This is a genomic window from Sphingopyxis sp. EU05-FHT14B03 (assembly GCF_058790875.1).
The window spans coordinates 867,982-885,232 of the sequence record NZ_JBYTDC010000001.1 but is presented as its reverse complement, the minus strand read 5'-3'; the positions used below and the strand labels follow the sequence as shown (position 1 = coordinate 885,232).

Sequence of the window (17,251 nt, the reverse complement as noted above, 5' to 3'; positions counted from 1 at the left end):
GGCTCAGTACCCCCGGCGATAGAGGAACAACTGGGTCCCGATGCGGACCAACTCGGCGACGACCAGCGTCGCGATCATCAGATTGAGCTGCTGCGCCTGGCCGATGCCCCAGAAGATCAGGAAAATGTTGACCCAGATGCCGACGACGAGCGGATAATAGGCATAATGGGTGCCGTGCATATGAAAGCTGCGGTCGCGTTCATCCTCTTTGACATCGACCTCTCCGCGGTTGCGGATCGCAAGGAAGGCGGTGGCGACGGTCATCGCGACGATGATTGCGATGGTGACCGGCACCAGCATCCCCGCCGTCGCCCACACAGCCGCCGGACTGTCGGCGATCTGCCAAGGGTAGGCGAGGAAGTACCAGCCGAAGGCCAGGATCATCGTCACCAGCGTGACCCAGTGAATTTTCTCGCGGAAGGCCATCCGATTCGACTCCATGTCATGAAATATGCACTCTATGTCGAATATTTTTAACATAGAGTCAACAAATAATAACATGACATGGCTTTGGCGCTTTCGCCGCCTTCTATTTGGGGGTAAGCGGCGACCCCATGTCCACGCTCCCAAAAACGCTCACCTACGACACCTCGACCAGCCGCGCCAATCCGACGCCGCAGCCGATGAAACGCCTTACGGTGCCGCGGATTCGCCAGCGCAAGGGCGGCGAGCCGATCGTCATGCTGACCGCCTATACCGTCCGCATGGCGCAGCTGCTCGATCCGCATTGCGACATGCTGCTCGTCGGCGATTCGCTGGCGCAGGTGATCTATGGCCTGCCGCACACCGTCGGCGTGACGATGGACATGATGGCGCTGCACGGCGCGGCGGTGGTGCGCGGCAGCTATCATGCGGCGGTGATCGTCGACATGCCCTTCGGCAGCTATGAGGGCAGCCCGCAGCAGGCGTTCGACAATGCGGCGCGGCTGCTCAAGGAAACCGGCGCCGCGGCGGTCAAGGTCGAGGGCGGCAAGGTGCTCGCCCCGACGATCGAATTCCTGACCCAGCGCGGCATTCCGGTAATGGGCCATGTCGGGCTGACCCCGCAGGCGGTGAATATCCTCGGCGGCTATGGCGTGCGCGGCAAGAGCGAGGAGGAAGCGCGTTCGATCGTCGAGGACGCGATCGCGGTCGCAAAGGCGGGCGCTTTTTCGATCGTCATCGAAGGCGTGCTCGAATCGATCGCGATCGAGATCACCGAGAAGGTCGACTGCCCGACGATCGGCATCGGGGCCTCGGCCAAATGCGACGGTCAGGTGCTGGTCACCGACGACATGCTCGGTATGTTCGATCGTGTCCCCAAATTCGTGAAACGCTATCAGGATATGGCCGGCGTGGTGAACGGCGCGGTCAAGGATTATGCCGACGAAGTCAGGTCCCGTTCATTCCCCACCGAAGATCAGATCTACGCCGGTTGATCCGGCATAAGGCGGTGTGCGCGGGCCAAGTGAAAAGCTTGGCCTTTTCGGGTGCCGTCGCTAAGGAAACCACCGGCGGGCGTCTTCGTGCCTGCCCGGTCTATGGAGAATATGTGTGGCGTTGAGCCCGACGAACAATGCGGCCCTGTTGCAGGAAGTGGATGAGGCTGTCCGCAAGGACCAGCTCGACAGCATCTGGCAGCGGTTTGGCATCTGGATCTTGGTCGGGGTCGTCGCGGCGTTGATCGCGTTCGGCGGCTACCTTTATTGGGGCCATATGCAGGAAACCAAGCGCGGCGAGAATGCCGAGCAGCTGCTCGCGGCCTTCGACAAGTTGAAGGCGGCGCAGCCGACTGCGGCGACCGCCGAGCTGACCAAGATCGAGGCCGACGGCGGCCCCGCCTATCGCGCCGTCGCGCTGTTCCAGCAAGCGAACATGAAGGCCGAGCGCGGCGACCTGAAAGCCGCTGCCGCGCTGATGGCCAAGGCCGCCGCCGACACCAAGCTCGACCCGTCGCTGCGCGATCTGGCGCTGATCCGCCAGACCGCCTTCGAATATGACACGCTGAAGCCCGAAGTAGTGATCGCGCGAATGAAACCGATGGTCGATGCCAAGGATCCCGCGTCGAGCTGGTTCCCGAGCGCCGCCGAACTGTCGGCAACCGCGCATTACCAGCTCGGTCAGTTTAAAGAGGCGGGCGCGCTTTACGGCCGGATCGCCGACACCCCCAATATCCCGAAGTCGCTGCAGTCGCGCACCGTCCAGATGGCCGGCATGCTGGGCGTCGACGTCGTCAAGGATCGCGCGGCCGAGAGCGCCGCGAAGGAACAGAAGGGCAGCGCCGCACCGGCGGCCGCCGGACCAGCCGAGGAAAAGAAATAATGCGGAAAGCCAATTTTGTCGGCGTGGCGCTGATTGCGCTGACGCTCGCCGGCTGCGGCGTGCTCAAGGGCAATGGCGGGCCGAAAACCCCGACCGTCGGCGACCGCGTCTCGATCCTGTCGAACGATAACAGCGTCAAGGTCGATCCCGCCACGGCGTCGGTCGCGGTCGTGCTGCCCGATCCCGTCGTGAACGCGAACTGGGCGCAGTCGGGCGGCAACGCGTCGAAATCGATGGGGCACCCCGCGCTCGGCGCGTCGCGCAGCCAGATCTGGACCGCCAGCATCGCCGGCGGCAACAACAAGCAGCGGCTGGCCGCGGCACCGGTCGTTTCGGACAACCGGCTGTTCGTGGTCGGCACCGATGCTGTCGTGTCGGCTTTTTCGGCCGACACCGGCGCGTCGCTGTGGAGCGCGTCGATCGGCACCACCGGCAAGGATTTCAAGGATTCGCTGTTCGGCGGCGGCGCGTCGGTCGACGGTAGCGTCGTCTATGCGACCAGCGGCGTCGGCGATGTCGCCGCGCTGAACGCGGCCGACGGATCGATCCTGTGGAAGGTGAAGCCCGCGGGGCCGCTGCGCGGCGCCCCGACGATCGCCTTCGGCGGCGTCTATGTCATCACCCAGGACAACCAGATCATCGCGCTCAACGCCGCCGACGGCGCGGTGCTGTGGCAGGCGACGGCGTCGCTCGAAGCCGGCAGCATCTTCGGCGCCGGATCGCCCGCCGCGGGGCAGGGCACGATCGTCGCCGGCTTCTCGTCGGGTGAGGTGCAGGCCTATCGGTACGAGAATGGCCGCGACCTTTGGGAAGATGCGCTGGCGCGCACCTCGATGGCGCTGTCGGTGTCGACCTTGTCCGACGTCGATGCCGACCCGGTGATCGACCGCGGCCGCGTCTTCGCGCTCGGCCAGGGCGGCCGCATGGCAAGCTACGAACTCGTCACCGGCCAGCGCAGCTGGGAAATTTCGATCGCCGGCATTTCGACGCCCTATGTGGTCGGCGAATGGGTCTATGCGATGACCGACGACGGCAAATTGCTGTGCGTCGCGCGCGGCACCGGCAAGGTGCGCTGGCTCCAGCAGCTCGCGCGCTTCCGTGTCGAAACCGAAAAGAAGAAGAAGGACCCGATCCGCTGGACCGGCCCGATCCTCGCCGGTGGCCGCCTGATCGCGGTGAACAGCGAGGGTCAGCTTTCCGAATTTTCGCCCGCCGACGGGTCGCTGATCGCGACGACCGAGTTCAAGACGTCGCTGTCGCAGTCGCCGATCGTCGCGAACAATGTCCTCTATATCCTGGCGGACGACGGACGCATCACCGCCTGGCGCTAAATTAAATAGGGACTGTCCCTATTTATTGAAGGAATATGAAATGGCGCGATCCGCAACGATCGCCATTGTCGGCCGGCCCAATGTCGGCAAATCGACGCTGTTCAACCGGCTCGTCGGCAAGCGCTTGGCGCTGGTCGACGACCAGCCGGGGGTGACGCGCGACCGGCGCGAAGGCGACGGCGAACTGCTGGGACTGAAATTCACGATCGTCGATACCGCCGGGTTCGAGGATTATGACGCGGCGACGCTTCCCGGCCGGATGCGTGTGCAGACGGAGAAAGCGGTGCGCGAGGCCGACGCTGCGCTGTTCATGATCGACGGCCGCGCCGGGGTGACTCCGCTCGATGAGGAAATCGCGCGCTGGCTGCGCAGCGAAGACACGCCGATCATCCTCGTGGTCAACAAGGCCGAGGGCAAACAGGGCGAAAACGGGCTCAACGAAAGCTATTCGCTCGGCTTCGACAATCCGATCGCGCTCAGCGCCGAACATGGCGAGGGCATCGTCGACCTGTTCGACGCGCTGCGCCCGATCGTCGAGGGATTCGATGCCGCCGCGGCTGAAGCGCTGCCACCGCCCATCGAAGGCGAAGAGGATGAAGATGCGCCGCTCGGTCCGCTGAAGCTGGCGATCGTCGGCCGCCCCAATGCGGGCAAATCGACGCTGATCAACCGCATGATCGGCGAGGACCGGCTGATCACCGGACCCGAGGCGGGGATCACGCGCGATTCGATCCGCGTCGACTGGCGGTGGGAAAATGACGGCGAGGTCCACGAGATCCAGCTGTTCGACACTGCGGGCATGCGCAAGCGCGCCAAGGTGCAGGACAAGCTCGAGAAACTGTCGGTGATGGACGCGCTCCACGCGGTCGATTTCGCCGAGGTCGTGGTGCTGCTGCTCGACGCCACCAAAGGCCTGGAATCGCAGGATCTGCACATCGCCGACCGCGTGCTGCAGGAAGGCCGCGCGCTGATCGTCGCGCTCAACAAATGGGACGTCGCCGAGGACCCGTCGTCGCTGTTCAACGGCGTCCGAGGCGCGCTCGAGGACGGGCTCAGCCAGGTCAAGGGCGTCCCGGTACTCACCATTTCGGGCGCGACGGGCCGGGGAATCGACACGCTTGTCCGTGTCGCCTTCGAACAGCGCGCCATATGGACCAACCGCGTCTCGACCGCACGGCTCAACCGCTGGTTCGAAAGCGCGGTCGAAAACAACCCGCCGCCCGCGCCCGGCGGCAAGCGCATCAAGCTACGCTATATCACCCAGGCGCGCACCCGCCCGCCGACCTTCGTCGTTTTCGGCACGCGCACCGACTCGCTGCCCGGCAGTTACGAGCGTTATCTGGTCAACGGCATGCGCAAGGAACTGGGGTTTCAGGGCGTGCCCGTGCGGCTGAATTTCCGCAATTCGCGCAATCCCTATGACGAATGACGGCCGCTGAAAACTTGGATCCGGTAATCGTCGATGCGCGCGGCATGAAATGCCCATGGCCGGCGCTACGGCTCGCCCGCGCGATGCGTACCGATCCCGCTGTGATCCTGCTCGCCGACGATCCGCAGGCGGAGCGCGAAGTCGCGGCGCTGGCGGGCGAACATGGCTGGACCGTCACGACCGAAGCCGCAGGCCGCTGGCTGGTCCGCCGCACCTGACCCAAAACGGGCCGCATCGGAAGCGGACGTCCCCATCGTAACGGCTTTTTTACCGGATTCGCGGCATGACGGGGCTGGGACCAAAGACCGAATTTTGATGCCAAGGGACAAACGAGTGGACGATATCCTGGTCGATTGGGATGAATTCCGCGCGACGCGCACGCAGCTCGGCGCTGCTTTCGTGCGGATATTGGGCTATTTTCGCGAAGACGGCACCAAATCGGTCGTCGCGATCGAGGAAGCGATGCGCGCCCGCGACGCACGCGGTCTCGTCATGCCCGCGCACACGCTGAAGGGCGAATCGCGTCAGTTCGGGGCCGAAAAACTCGCCGACCTTGCCGAAGATATCGAAACCTTCGCGCGCCATTGCATCGAAAGTCAGGTCAGCCCCGAAGAATATCTGCCACGCGTGGTCACGCTGCGCCCGCTGTTCGAGGAAACGCTGGCTGCGCTGGAAAAGGAAGCCAATCCGCTCGTCCAGCGCCGCGCCCCCGGTTTCGGGCGCGCCGTCGGTTACTGAACCGCCGCGCCTTTCCGCATCGGTTGCAGGCTGAAGCGCGACAGGCTGCGCCACAGCCATTCGAGCGGCCCGTAGTGGAAGCGGGCGAGCCAGGGTTTCGACCAGAACAGCATCGCCGCCCACATGCCGAAGCAGAACAGGTAAAGTCCGGCGCGCCCGACGCTGCCGAACAGGCCCAGTCCATAGCCGTAGAAGATCGTCGTCATCACGATCGTCGTCACCAGATAATTGGTGAAGGCCATGCGCCCCGTCTCGGCGAGGCGCGCCCGGACCGCGGCGCTGGCGCGGGTCTGGATCAGCAGCATGATCAGCGCCGCCCAGCCGACGGTCATCAGGATGTCGAACGGCGTCGAGAAGACGAGGCTGGTTCCGAACACCGTCATCGTCGCGAAGCCCGTCTGCGCGCTGTGCCACGCCATCCATGCGAGCACGGGTGCCGCGATCGCGAAGCAGGCGGTGGCCCATTTGGTGTAGCGCTCCGGGCTCCATTCGCCGGTCAGCATGCGCGACTTGAACAGCGCCATGCCGATCAGCATCAGCGCCATGCTCTCCCACAGGAACAGCATGACCTGCACCAGCGGTTCGGCGGCGTCGGAACCCATGCGGGTGCCCGCGATCTCGCGATAGCTGCCGAGGAAATGGGCGACGTCGGCGGCATAGGTCGGTGAGTTCGGTCCCATCATCGCGTTGAATTCGGCCATTTGCTGACCCATGGCGGCGGCGGTTTCGGGCGGGAGATTGCCGGTGTCGAGCATCGCGATCGACAGCCAGGTCGATCCCAGGAACAGCAGCGAGACGAACAGGAAAACGGCCGCCCAGATCAGCAGCGCGCGGATCGACAGGCCCCGAAACAGGAACAGCAGCAGCCCGCACGCGGCATAGAGCGACAGGATGTCGCCGAACCAGAAGAGGTAATAATGGGCGAGGCCGAACAGCCCGAGCCAGAACATTCGCGCATAATGCGTACCGGCCGCGCTGCGCCCGCTCGCCTCGGCGCTCTGGATCACCAGCAGGGTGCTGGCGCCGAACAGCACTGAAAACAGCCCGCGCATCTTGGAATCGACGAACACAAAATTGAACGCCCAGGTTGCAAGGTCGCTCGTGCCTGGCGCTCCGCCGGCGGCGGGATTGAAATAGGCGCTCATCGGCAATGCGAAGGCGACGATGTTCATTGCCAATATGCCCATCACCGCGACGCCGCGAATGGCGTCGAGACTTTCGTAACGCGTTGCTGCCGCTTGCCCGTTCATACCGTTCCCCTGTCGATCGAAGGTCTTCGCAACTTCTCGATCATCGCGCACATCGCCGATGCTGTATTATGATGGTATAACGGTTCGGAGGCCAGTCCGTCCAGCCCGTCGAGACGCTATTGACATATATGTCAGTAATGCTATCTGGACAGCGTCAGATGATTCGCCAGAGTCCGCCGAAAGAGAGCCGCCATGACCCCGACCATCTTCTCCCATCCCGCCCGCCAGCCCGCTAAGTTCCGCCCGTTCAAGGCGCTGTCGCACTTTCGCAAGCTGATCAAGGACAAGGAAGACACCGAGCAGGTCTTCCACATCTTCGAGAATCTTCCGCGCAAGGGCTTCATGGATGATGCGCGCGCCTTCGTCGAAAGCGATTTCGGCCAGCGGCTGATGGCGAGCGAGCCCTATCTGCCCGATCTGCTCGACGATCATGGCTGGATCGACGCACTGCCCGAAGGCACGGTGGGCCACGCCTATGTCACCTTCATGCGCCGCGAAGGCCTGTCGGCGGCCGGCCTGGTCGCCGAGGCCGACAAGATGGGGCGCCCGAAGTTCGACGACCAGGTGCAGTGGTATGCCAACCGCCTGCGCGACACGCACGACCTGTTCCACATCCTGACCGGCTATGGCCGCGACGCACTCGGCGAGCAGTGCGTGCTCGGCTTCACCTATGGCCAGACGGGCAATTACGGCAATTTCTTCATCGCCTATGCCGGCGGTTACGAACTGAAGCGCAGCGTCAAGGGCGACGCGCCGGTGATGGGCGCGATCCGCCAGGGCCAGCGTCACGGCAAGGCGTCGAAGGCGATCATCGAGCAGGATATCCGCTCGCTGCTCGCCGAACCGCTCGACGCCGCACGCGCGCGGTTGGGGATCGGGGAACCGACGCTTTATAAGGAAGCGCACCGGGCATACCGCAGCCGCGGCATCGACCCCTATAATTTCCTCGCGGCGCAGCAGGCGGTTGCGGCTTGACCTGAAGATCCTCCCCTTGGCGAAGCCATGGGGAGGGGGACCGCTCGCGTAGCGAGTGGTGGAGGGGTTTTACCTCTCGGTACAGAGCCGCACGATGCTGTCTGCGACAGCGACGGGGTTGGCGAGGACGTCCTTCGCGGCGATACGCAGCATCCGCACTCCTTGCGATTCAATCCACTGGTCGCGCGTCTCATCGCGGTCGGGCCTGTCGCCCATATCGTGGGCGATGCCGTCGATCTCGATCGCGAGCTTTAGTTCCAGCACATAGAAGTCCAGCACATATCGGCCGATCGGGTGCTGGCGCCTGAATTTGATATAGCCGGGCTGCTTTCTGAGGATTTGCCAGAGCAGCACTTCGGGGAGCGACATCTTGCGGCGCAACCGTTTCGCGTTCCTGTAGGCGTTGTTGCTTGGCGGCACGCGCGACCCCTCCACCACGCCCTGCGGGCGCGGTCCCCCTCCCCAACGCTTCGCGAAGGGGAGGATCTATTTAGCCCGACCGTCGCTTTTGTCGATCAGCGCAGCTTTTTCCGCACCATCAGCTTCAGCCCCGACCACACCGTATCGACGGCGCAGACCTTCACATCGACCCAGCCCATTGGCAGGCAGATGTCACGGATGACGTCCTCGCTGATGTCAGTGGGGACCTTCGAGGCTTTCTTGGGCCAGCTAACCCAGACGAAACCCGCAGGATCGATGAGGGTGCGCAGTTCGCGGAGCATCCGGTCGAGTTCGGCGCGTTCCGTCGTGAAGATATGTGCGGCTTGGAGTCCGGCTTCGGGAGCGCCGAGTTCGTCGAGCGCGACATCGCCGATCTCTTCGCGCACGCTGGCGGGCATCGCGTGGAACCACGCGGTCATCCCGTCCTTCAGCGACAATTTCTTCGCGAGCGGGGTGCCCGAATAGCCGGCACTCATAGCCGCGCGATCAGCGCCTGTGCGGCCACGGGATTGCGGACCTTCGCGCCCGAGATGAAGAAGAGGAAGACGTCGCGGTCGCCCTTGGTCCAGTCCTTCGCCTGGGCAGCCCATTTGCCTAGCGCCGCCGCGTCGTAGCCGGTTTCGACATCCTCCTGGCTGCGTTGCAGGCGGGCGTAGGTGAAGTCGGCGGTCTGCTCGTCGATGCAGGGGAATTCGTCGCTGTCGGCATAGACGACCGCCATGTTGCGCTCGCGCAGCATGGCGGTGAAGGCAGGGTCGCGGAAGCTTTCGTGTCGGACCTCGATCGCGTGACGGAGGGGGAGGCCGTCCTGGCTGTCGGGCAGCAGGTCGAGGAAGCCGGCGAAATCGTCGCGGTCGAACTTCTTGGTTGCCATGAACTGCCAGTGGATCGGGCCGAGACGGTCGCCGAGCCGCGTCAGCCCCTGCGTCAGGAATTTCTCGATCGATCCGGCGCCTTCGGCCAGTATCTTGCGGTTGGTGGTGAAGCGCGAGGCCTTGACGCTGAACTTGAAGCCGTTGGGGACCGAGGCCGCCCAGCTCGCGAATGTCTCGGGCTTCTGGCTGCCATAATAGGTGCCGTTGATCTCGATGCCGGTCAGATGCTGGCCGGCATATTCGAGCTCGCGTTTCTGTGCGAGGCCGGCGGGGTAGAAGGGGCCGCGCCACGGTTCGAAGGTCCAGCCCCCGATTCCGACATGGATGCTCATCGGCCCCTCTCTTTCGTGACTGGTTATGCGAGCGCCGCGTCGGCCCCCATCAGCGTCGGGAAGAAACCTTCATGCGCGTCACGCAGCTCGGCGAGCGTCACGCTATGGTCGCTGCCTTCCAGTTCGAAGACGATGCGGTCCTTGATCGTGCGTCCGACCGGATCGACGGGCACATCGGCGCGGCCGGCAGCGTCGAGGAAATCGGCGAGGCAGGTGTCGCAGACGGTGACGAGGTAGAGGCCCTGATCCTCGCCGAAGAAGCTTTCGGCGACGCCGAAAGGCTGTTCTTCGCTAACCAGCACACCGATGTTCGACTTGAGCGCCATTTCGGCGAGCGTCACCGCCATACCGCCGTCGGAGACGTCGTGGCAGGCGGTGATCCAGCCGGCGTTGATCGCACCGCGGATGAAATCGCCGGTGCGCTTTTCGGCGCGCAGGTCGACGGGCGGCGGCGGACCTTCCTCGCGGCCCAAAATTTCGCGCAGCCAGACCGACTGGCCGAGATGGCCGGCGCGCTCGCCGACCGCGAGCACGATATCGCCGGTGCGCTTGAAGCCGATGCCTACCGCGCGGCCGAGGTCCTCGATCACGCCGACGCCACCGATCGCCGGGGTCGGCAGGATCGCGCTGCCGCCGCCGGTCGCCTTGCTCTCGTTATAGAGGCTGACGTTGCCCGAGACGATCGGATAGTCGAGCGCGCGGCACGCCTGCGCCATGCCGTCGAGGCAGCCGGTGATCTGGCCCATGATTTCGGGGCGCTGTGGATTGGCGAAATTGAGGCAGTTGGTGATCGCCAAGGGCGTGGCGCCGACCGCGCTGATATTGCGCCAGGTTTCGGCGACCGCCTGCTTGCCGCCCTCGACAGGGTCGGCGTAGCAATAGCGCGGGGTGCAATCGGTCGACATGGCGAGCGCGCGGTTGGTGCCATGGATACGAACAAGCGCGGCGTCGCCACCGATCTGCAGCGTGTCGCCGCCGACCTGGCTGTCATATTGTTCGTAGATCCAGCGGCGGCTGGCGATGTCGGGGGTGCCCATCAAGGTCTTGAGGTCGGCCGCGACATCGGTCGTTTCGGGGACGCTCGTCAGTTCGGGCTGCTTCGGCGTCGGGACGTGCGGCCGGTCGTAGAGCGGCGCGTCGTCGGCGAGCGGGGCGAGCGGAATGTCGCAGACGATCTCGCCCTTATGCTCGAGCACCATGCGGCCGGTGTCGGTGACGGTGCCGATGACCGCGAAATCGAGTTCCCATTTGTGGAAGATCGCGGCGGCGAAATCCTCGCGGCCGGGCTTCAGCACCATCAGCATGCGTTCCTGCGATTCGGACAGCATCATCTCGTAGGTCGTCATGCCGGTTTCGCGCTGCGGCACATCGTCCATCTTGAGATGGAGGCCGACGCCGCCCTTCGACGCCATCTCGACCGATGACGAGGTGAGGCCCGCAGCGCCCATGTCCTGGATCGCGACGATCGCGTCCGACGCCATCAGCTCGAGGCATGCCTCGATCAGCAATTTTTCGGTGAAGGGGTCGCCGACCTGCACCGTCGGGCGCTTCTCCTCGGCATCCTCGCCAAAGTCGGCTGACGCCATCGTCGCGCCGTGGATGCCGTCGCGGCCGGTTTTCGAGCCGACATAGACGATCGGATTGCCGACGCCCGAGGCGGCCGAATAGAAGATCTTGTCCTGTTCGGCGACGCCGACGGTCATCGCGTTGACGAGGATATTGCCGTCATAGGCCTTGTGGAAATTGACCTCGCCGCCGACCGTGGGGACGCCGACGCAATTGCCGTAGCCGCCGATGCCGTGGACGACGCCCGAGATCAGATGCTTCATCTTCGGATGATCGGGGCGGCCAAAGCGCAGCGCGTTGAGGTTCGCGACGGGGCGCGCGCCCATCGTAAAGACGTCGCGCAGGATGCCGCCGACGCCGGTCGCTGCACCCTGATAGGGTTCGATGTACGACGGGTGGTTGTGGCTCTCCATCTTGAAGATCGCGGCGAGCTTTTTGCCGTCGGGGCCTTCGCCGATGTCGATGACGCCGGCATTTTCGCCGGGGCCGCAGATCACCCAGGGGGCTTCGGTCGGCAATTTCTTCAAATGGAGGCGCGAGCTTTTGTAGCTGCAATGTTCGGACCACATCACCGAGAAGATGCCGAGTTCGACAAGGTTCGGTTCGCGCCCGAGCGCGTGCAGGACGCGCTCATATTCTTCCGGAGACAGGCCGTGTTCGGCAACGATCTCGGGGGTGATGACGGAGGCGGGCGCGGCTGCTGTCTGAGTCATGGCGCGCCTTTAGCCGCGCGAGGACAAAACGAACAGACCCCATAGTGCATTTCGCACCATGGGGCCTGCGTCGGAGATCAGCGCGCGGCGAGGACGGTGACCGTGGCCTTCAGCGGCTCGACGTCCTTCAGCGAAAATTCGACCTGCTGCGAACCGACGGTGCCGCGGACCTTGTGGGTGCCGACGCGAAGCGAGAAGCGCTTGCCGCTCGCCTCGTCGACGCCATCGATGATGCGGCGTTCGCCGACGGTCTTGATCGTGTAGCTGTAGATGCGACCCTCATGTTCGAAACGGCGCGCTTCCTCGGCATGCGCGGCGGCGGGCAGGACGGCGAACAGGGTCAGGATGGGGAGGAGAAATTTTTTCATGATGCAAGTCCTTGTTTAGCGGACAAAACTTGCCTTTACGCCCCTCTCTCTTGTGCGGTGCAGCATGATGCGACGTGCCACATTCGGCAATTGCAAAAAACGGAAACGTGATTGCGCGCGCTGGCGGGCGCTCAGGCGCCGCGCGGCAGCAGCGTCAGCACCAGCCAGGCGGCGGCGCCCGCCGACAGCCCGGTCGCGCAGGTGCCCCAGGCGATGTCGGCGAGGGTGATTTTGGTCGACCAGATCTTCATCGTCGCATGGTTGGTAAGGTCGTAGGTCATGTAGCAGAAGAAGCCGAACAGCGCGCCATATGTGGCCGCGACCTGCCATTTTCCCGCTGCGAGCGCGGGCTGGACCGCGAAAATCTGGATGCCGAGCATATAGAGGGCGTAAAAGATGAGCGCGGGGACGGGGCGCCAGCCGTCCATCAGCAGTTCGCCGATTTCCGGCCGATAAAGTTTCGGTCCCACCTTCGTCAGCCACAAGGCGTCGAGAATCCCGAAGATCAGGGCGGTGAAGCCGTATCCGGCCGCGGCCTGCAGCATCAGGGCATCGTCCCCGCGACACGGCGGTTGGCGCCCGCCCAGGCGGCGGTCGCGGCGAGCAGCGCATAAGCGAAAAGCATCGTCGCCGGGATCGCGAGCGAATAGACCGGTTCCTTCGGCCCGAACCAGTCGACGGCCTGCGCGAAGGCGAGCAGTCCGGCGAGAATCCACAGCCGCCGGTTGCCCGTCGGCGCCTGTGTGCGGCGGGCGTAGTAGATCAATGCGGCGCCGATGAAGGCGATCTCCAGCGGCATCGCGATCGCCGGATGATCCCACAGGCCGAGCCCGAGCCTGGGCGGCGCGCCATAGAGCGTCAGGTCGGGAATATGGACGAGCAGGTCGACGAACCAGTGCGACACGACGACCAGCGCAGCGCCGATCGCCGCCGCGCGCCGCTTCGTCGCGAACCAGACGAGCGCCCCGAACCCCGCAGCCCAGAGCAGGCTGCCGAGCAGGCTGTGGGTGTAGGGCATATGAAAGAGGTCCATCGGGTTCATCGCGGTGATGCCGGGGGCGATGCGCATCGCCTCGATCCCCGGGATTAACAGCGCTGCGAAGCCGATATCCACAAGCTGTGCGGCGACGAAGAGCGTCCCGAGGCCTGCCGCTTTTGGCCGGGCGGCGGCGACCAGCGCCGGGGCGAAATGGCCGATGAACATGACGCGAGCCTAGTGCGCCGCCGGGCGACGTCAAGCTCGACCGCACTTGACCATCGGGTGCCGAAAGGGCCAAAGCAGGTGCCATGACGGACACCCCCGCACCCGCCCCGGAAACCTCTGGCGCCCCCGCCATCGCCGCGCTCTCGTTCGAAGCCGCGATGGGCGAACTCGAAACGATCGTGCGGCGGCTCGAAAGCGGCGACGTCAGCCTCGAGGAATCGGTTGCGCTCTACGAACGCGGCCATGCGCTGCGCGGCCATTGCGAGGCCCGGCTCGCCGCGGCGCAGGCGCGCATCGAACAAGTCAGCCTCGGCGCCGACGGCCGGCCGGCGGGTACGACGCCCTTCGGCGAAGGCTGAACCGGATGACGGTCGCGGAAGGGGATATCGACGGCGGCCGCCTGCTCGCGGATGCGCAGTCCGAGGTGGTCGAGGCGACCGACCGGCTGTTCGACCAGTTGCTGCAAGTTCCCGAGGATCCGCGCGAGCGTCTCTATCAGGCGATGCGCCACGCCGCGATCGGCGGCGGCAAACGGCTGCGTCCCCTGCTCGTCCGCGCGGCGGGCGATCTTTATCATGTCGACCGCAATCTCTCGCTGCGCGTCGGCGCGGCGGTCGAGGCGATGCATGTCTATTCGCTGATCCACGACGACCTGCCGTGCATGGACGATGACGACCTGCGCCGCGGCAAGCCGACGGTGCACAGGGCCTATGACGAGGCGACGGCCGTGCTTGCGGGCGATTCGCTTCACGCGCTCGCCTTCGAATGGCTCGTCGATCCCGCGACCCACGCCGATCCCTTCGTGCGCAGCGAATTGATCCGCGAACTCGCGCGTGCCGCCGGGCCCGCGGGCATGGCGGGCGGGCAGATGATGGACCTCGCCGCCGAGACCGCGCAGTTCGATCTGCCGACGGTGACCCGGCTGCAACAATTGAAGACCGGGGCGCTGATCGCTTTCTCGGTCGAGGCCGGCGCGATCCTTGCGCGCATCCCGGCCGAGGGACGCACGCCGCTGCGCGGTTATGCGCGCGACATCGGGCTCGCCTTCCAGATCGCCGACGACATCATGGACGTCGAGGGCGACGAGCAATTGGCGGGCAAGGCGCTGCACAAGGACGCGGCGGCGGGCAAGGCGACGTTCGTGACGCTGATGGGGCTCGACCGGGCGCGCGAACAGGCGGTCGCGCTTGTCGACCAGGCGATCGGCCATCTGGCAGGATTTGGCGAAGAGGCGACGCTGCTGCGCGCCATCGCCCATTATATCGTGGAAAGGGACCGCTGATGCGCGTGGGGGTTTATCCGGGGACGTTCGATCCGATCACCCTGGGACATATGGACATCATCCGGCGCGGCGCGAAGCTGGTCGACCGGCTGGTCATCGGGGTGACGACCAACATCACCAAATCGCCGCTCTTCGACGACGAGGAGCGGATCGAGATGGTTCGCCGCGAGGTCACCAGCATCGGCGGCGATATCCGTGTGGTCGGTTTCAACTCGCTGCTGATGGACTTTGCCGAACGCGAGGGCGCGAGCGTGATCGTGCGCGGGCTGCGCGCCGTCGCCGACTTCGAATATGAATATCAGATGGCGGGCATGAACCAGCAATTGAACGACCGGATCGAGACGGTGTTCCTGATGGCCGACGTCGGATTGCAGCCGATCGCGTCGCGGCTGGTCAAGGAAATCGCGATCTTCGGCGGCGACATCCACAAGTTCGTCACTCCGGCGGTGAAGGACGCGGTGACGGGGCGCATCGCCGAACGCGGGCTGCGCCAGGGCGACGCCTGATCGCGATCATTGAGCGTTCAGCTTTTTCCCGCTAGGGCCGCGCCAGACGGGGCGCATAGAGCATTTCATCACAAAGGCCGATCCAGCATGACATTCACCTTCCGCCCCCTGATCCTGACGGCGATAGCGCTCGGCCTTGCGGCTCCGCTCGCGGCGCAGGAAACGCCCCCGGCGGAGGCGCCCGCGACGGCACCGGCCACGGGCGAAACCACGGCCGCCCCGGCGGTGCCGGCGATGACGCCCGACCAATATATCAACAACCCCGAATATATGCTCAACATCGACCTTTCGACCGGTGGGCGGATCGTCGCGCAGCTCTATCCGAACGTTGCCCCCAACCATGTCGAACGTGTGAAGCAGCTTGCGCGTGCGGGCTTCTATGACGGGGTGAAATTCCACCGCGTGATCGACGGCTTCATGGCGCAGACGGGCGATCCGACCGCGACCGGGCAGGGCGGCTCGCAGCTTCCCGACCTCAAGGCCGAATTCAACCCGACGCCGCATCTGCGCGGAACGCTGTCGATGGCACGCGCCGAGAGCGAGGACAGCGCGAACAGCCAGTTCTTCATCATGCTCCAGCCGCGCTTCAGCCTCGACCGCCGCTACACCGCCTTCGGCCGCGTGATTTCGGGCATGCAATATGTCGATGCGATCCACAAAGGCGAACCGCCGGAAGTGATGTCGCGAATGGTCCAGGTGTCGGTCGCCGCCGACAACAAGCCGATGCCGCCGGCGTCGATGCTGACAGACACGGTGCCCGCGCCCGCCGCGGCGCCGATCACCGCCGACCAGCTCAACGCTCCGATCCGGTAAGGAGAGGCGCGCGATGCGCGTCGACGCCTTCGATTTCGACCTTCCTGCCGAGCGTATTGCGCTCCGCCCCGCGCGTCCGCGCGACGCGGCGCGGATGCTCGTGGTCGAGGGACAGGCAATGTCCGACCGGGGCGTGCGCGACCTGCCGGCGCTGCTCCGCGCGGGCGACTGCCTCGTGTTCAACGACACGCGGGTCATCCCGGCGCAGCTCGAAGGGAAACGCGGCGAAGCGAAAATCGGCGCGACGCTGCACAAGCGCATCGACCTCCGCCGCTGGCAGGCCTTCATCCGCAATGGCAAGCGGCTTCGTGTTGGAGAACGCGTCGATTTCGGTTCGGGCGTCGCAGCGGTTGCCGAGGACCGGCTCGCCGACGGCAGCTTCATCCTAGCCTTTGCCGGCGACGAGCCCGTCGAAATCCTGCTCGAACGCGCCGGCACGATGCCGCTGCCGCCCTATATCGCGGGCAAGCGCGGGACCGACGAGGCCGACCGCAGCGATTACCAGACGATGTTCGCGAAGGAAGACGGGGCGGTGGCGGCACCGACCGCAGCGCTGCATTTTACGCCTGAACTGCTGGAATCGCTCGCCGAAGCCGGGGTAAAAAGCGAAACGCTCACTCTCCACGTCGGCGCCGGAACCTTCCTGCCGGTCAAGGCCGACGATACCGACGATCATGTCATGCATGCCGAATGGGGCCGCATCGATGCCGACACCGCCGGGCGGCTGAACGCCGTGCGCGCGGCGGGGGGGCGCGTCATCGCGGTGGGCACGACCAGCCTGCGCCTGCTGGAAAGCGCGGCGCGGGAGGATGGTATCATCGCGCCCTTTGCGGGCGACACCGCGATCTTCATCACCCCGGGCTATCGCTTCCGCGCCATCGACGGGTTGATGACCAATTTCCACCTTCCCAAATCGACCCTGTTCATGCTGGTCAGCGCGCTGATGGGGCTCGACGCGATGCAGGCGGCCTATGCCCACGCCATCGCGTATGACTATCGCTTCTACAGCTATGGCGACGCGAGTCTGCTGCTCCCCTGATCTGACTCCCCGTCATTTACTGATTCGCAAGGGATTTCAGGCAAATGGTCTCAATTGGTGGGGACCAGCACGATGATGCGACATGGGT

Annotated in this window: 21 protein-coding genes; 12 read left to right on the top strand and 9 right to left on the bottom strand. The window is 65.0% G+C overall.

Annotated elements, in window-relative coordinates:
* Positions 1-3: 3 nt before the first annotated feature.
* A complete protein-coding gene (locus AC3WS4_RS04305) occupies positions 4-441 on the bottom strand; it encodes a hypothetical protein (RefSeq protein WP_492742641.1) in 438 nt (145 codons plus the stop codon).
* 113 nt (positions 442-554) lie between these two features.
* Between AC3WS4_RS04305 and panB the strand changes: the two genes are divergently transcribed.
* From panB to AC3WS4_RS04275, 6 genes are all read left to right on the top strand, one after another.
* A complete protein-coding gene (panB, locus tag AC3WS4_RS04300) occupies positions 555-1,418 on the top strand; it encodes a 3-methyl-2-oxobutanoate hydroxymethyltransferase (RefSeq protein WP_056343565.1) in 864 nt (287 codons plus the stop codon).
* A gap of 115 nt (positions 1,419-1,533) precedes the next feature.
* The gene (locus AC3WS4_RS04295; protein WP_187141061.1) at positions 1,534-2,301 is read left to right on the top strand and encodes a tetratricopeptide repeat protein; all 768 of its coding nucleotides are present in this window, start codon (positions 1,534-1,536) and stop codon (positions 2,299-2,301) included.
* Complete coding sequence (locus AC3WS4_RS04290) at positions 2,301-3,632, top strand: outer membrane protein assembly factor BamB family protein (protein WP_492736267.1); 1,332 nt, start codon at positions 2,301-2,303, stop codon at positions 3,630-3,632. The genes AC3WS4_RS04295 and AC3WS4_RS04290 overlap by 1 nt, the downstream gene beginning before the upstream one ends.
* 40 nt (positions 3,633-3,672) lie before the next feature.
* A complete protein-coding gene (gene der, locus AC3WS4_RS04285; RefSeq protein ID WP_492736269.1) occupies positions 3,673-5,061 on the top strand; it encodes a ribosome biogenesis GTPase Der in 1,389 nt (462 codons plus the stop codon).
* Positions 5,058-5,279 carry a sulfurtransferase TusA family protein gene (locus AC3WS4_RS04280; protein ID WP_492736271.1) on the top strand — a complete coding sequence of 74 codons (222 nt, stop codon included), beginning with the start codon at positions 5,058-5,060 and terminating at the stop codon, positions 5,277-5,279. Before der ends, AC3WS4_RS04280 begins: the two co-directional genes overlap by 4 nt.
* Before the next feature lie 97 nt (positions 5,280-5,376).
* Complete coding sequence (locus tag AC3WS4_RS04275) at positions 5,377-5,799, top strand: Hpt domain-containing protein (protein WP_056343545.1); 423 nt, start codon at positions 5,377-5,379, stop codon at positions 5,797-5,799.
* On the opposite strand, the gene AC3WS4_RS04270 is transcribed toward AC3WS4_RS04275, so the two are convergent.
* A complete protein-coding gene (locus AC3WS4_RS04270; protein ID WP_492736273.1) occupies positions 5,793-7,049 on the bottom strand; it encodes a DUF418 domain-containing protein in 1,257 nt (418 codons plus the stop codon). The two genes, AC3WS4_RS04275 and AC3WS4_RS04270, sit on opposite strands and share 7 nt — an antisense overlap.
* Before the next feature lie 192 nt (positions 7,050-7,241).
* Here AC3WS4_RS04270 and AC3WS4_RS04265 point away from each other — a divergent pair, with 192 nt between their 5' ends.
* Positions 7,242-8,024: a Coq4 family protein gene (locus AC3WS4_RS04265; RefSeq protein ID WP_492736275.1), complete on the top strand. Its 783-nt coding sequence runs from the start codon at positions 7,242-7,244 to the stop codon at positions 8,022-8,024.
* Between the two features lie 69 nt (positions 8,025-8,093).
* Here the strand turns inward: AC3WS4_RS04265 and AC3WS4_RS04260 are convergent, their stop codons facing one another.
* From AC3WS4_RS04260 to AC3WS4_RS04230, 7 genes are all read right to left on the bottom strand, one after another.
* Positions 8,094-8,444: an endonuclease domain-containing protein gene (locus AC3WS4_RS04260; RefSeq protein WP_492742725.1), complete on the bottom strand. Its 351-nt coding sequence runs from the start codon at positions 8,442-8,444 to the stop codon at positions 8,094-8,096.
* A 95-nt stretch (positions 8,445-8,539) separates the two neighbouring features.
* The gene (locus AC3WS4_RS04255; protein ID WP_492736279.1) at positions 8,540-8,941 is read right to left on the bottom strand and encodes a hypothetical protein; all 402 of its coding nucleotides are present in this window, start codon (positions 8,939-8,941) and stop codon (positions 8,540-8,542) included.
* The gene (locus AC3WS4_RS04250; protein ID WP_492736281.1) at positions 8,938-9,672 is read right to left on the bottom strand and encodes a DUF72 domain-containing protein; all 735 of its coding nucleotides are present in this window, start codon (positions 9,670-9,672) and stop codon (positions 8,938-8,940) included. The genes AC3WS4_RS04255 and AC3WS4_RS04250 overlap by 4 nt, the downstream gene beginning before the upstream one ends.
* Before the next feature lie 23 nt (positions 9,673-9,695).
* Entirely contained in the window at positions 9,696-11,951 is a 2,256-nt protein-coding gene (gene purL / locus AC3WS4_RS04245) for a phosphoribosylformylglycinamidine synthase subunit PurL (RefSeq protein ID WP_492736283.1), read from the bottom strand.
* A gap of 77 nt (positions 11,952-12,028) precedes the next feature.
* Positions 12,029-12,319: a hypothetical protein gene (locus AC3WS4_RS04240; RefSeq protein WP_056343528.1), complete on the bottom strand. Its 291-nt coding sequence runs from the start codon at positions 12,317-12,319 to the stop codon at positions 12,029-12,031.
* A gap of 131 nt (positions 12,320-12,450) precedes the next feature.
* On the bottom strand, positions 12,451-12,864 hold the full coding sequence (locus tag AC3WS4_RS04235) for a DUF2177 family protein (RefSeq protein WP_056343523.1): 414 nt from the start codon (positions 12,862-12,864) through the stop codon (positions 12,451-12,453).
* Positions 12,864-13,523: a hypothetical protein gene (locus AC3WS4_RS04230; RefSeq protein WP_492736285.1), complete on the bottom strand. Its 660-nt coding sequence runs from the start codon at positions 13,521-13,523 to the stop codon at positions 12,864-12,866. Before AC3WS4_RS04230 ends, AC3WS4_RS04235 begins: the two co-directional genes overlap by 1 nt.
* Positions 13,524-13,606: 83 nt before the next feature.
* Here AC3WS4_RS04230 and AC3WS4_RS04225 point away from each other — a divergent pair, with 83 nt between their 5' ends.
* The 5 genes from AC3WS4_RS04225 (at position 13,607) to queA (ending at position 17,163) form a co-directional block, all read left to right on the top strand.
* Positions 13,607-13,882, top strand: a complete 276-nt coding sequence (locus AC3WS4_RS04225) for an exodeoxyribonuclease VII small subunit (RefSeq protein WP_187141051.1) — start codon at positions 13,607-13,609, stop codon at positions 13,880-13,882.
* Between the two features lie 5 nt (positions 13,883-13,887).
* Positions 13,888-14,805, top strand: coding sequence for a polyprenyl synthetase family protein (locus AC3WS4_RS04220; RefSeq protein ID WP_492736287.1), 918 nt, complete (start codon positions 13,888-13,890; stop codon positions 14,803-14,805).
* Positions 14,805-15,311: a pantetheine-phosphate adenylyltransferase gene (gene coaD / locus AC3WS4_RS04215; RefSeq protein ID WP_056343510.1), complete on the top strand. Its 507-nt coding sequence runs from the start codon at positions 14,805-14,807 to the stop codon at positions 15,309-15,311. Before AC3WS4_RS04220 ends, coaD begins: the two co-directional genes overlap by 1 nt.
* Positions 15,312-15,398: 87 nt before the next feature.
* Positions 15,399-16,124 (top strand): peptidylprolyl isomerase, encoded by a 726-nt coding sequence (locus AC3WS4_RS04210; RefSeq protein ID WP_492736290.1) that lies wholly within the window; start codon positions 15,399-15,401, stop codon positions 16,122-16,124.
* Positions 16,125-16,137: 13 nt separating this feature from the next.
* Positions 16,138-17,163 carry a tRNA preQ1(34) S-adenosylmethionine ribosyltransferase-isomerase QueA gene (gene queA, locus AC3WS4_RS04205; RefSeq protein ID WP_056343504.1) on the top strand — a complete coding sequence of 342 codons (1,026 nt, stop codon included), beginning with the start codon at positions 16,138-16,140 and terminating at the stop codon, positions 17,161-17,163.
* Positions 17,164-17,251: the final 88 nt, after the last annotated feature.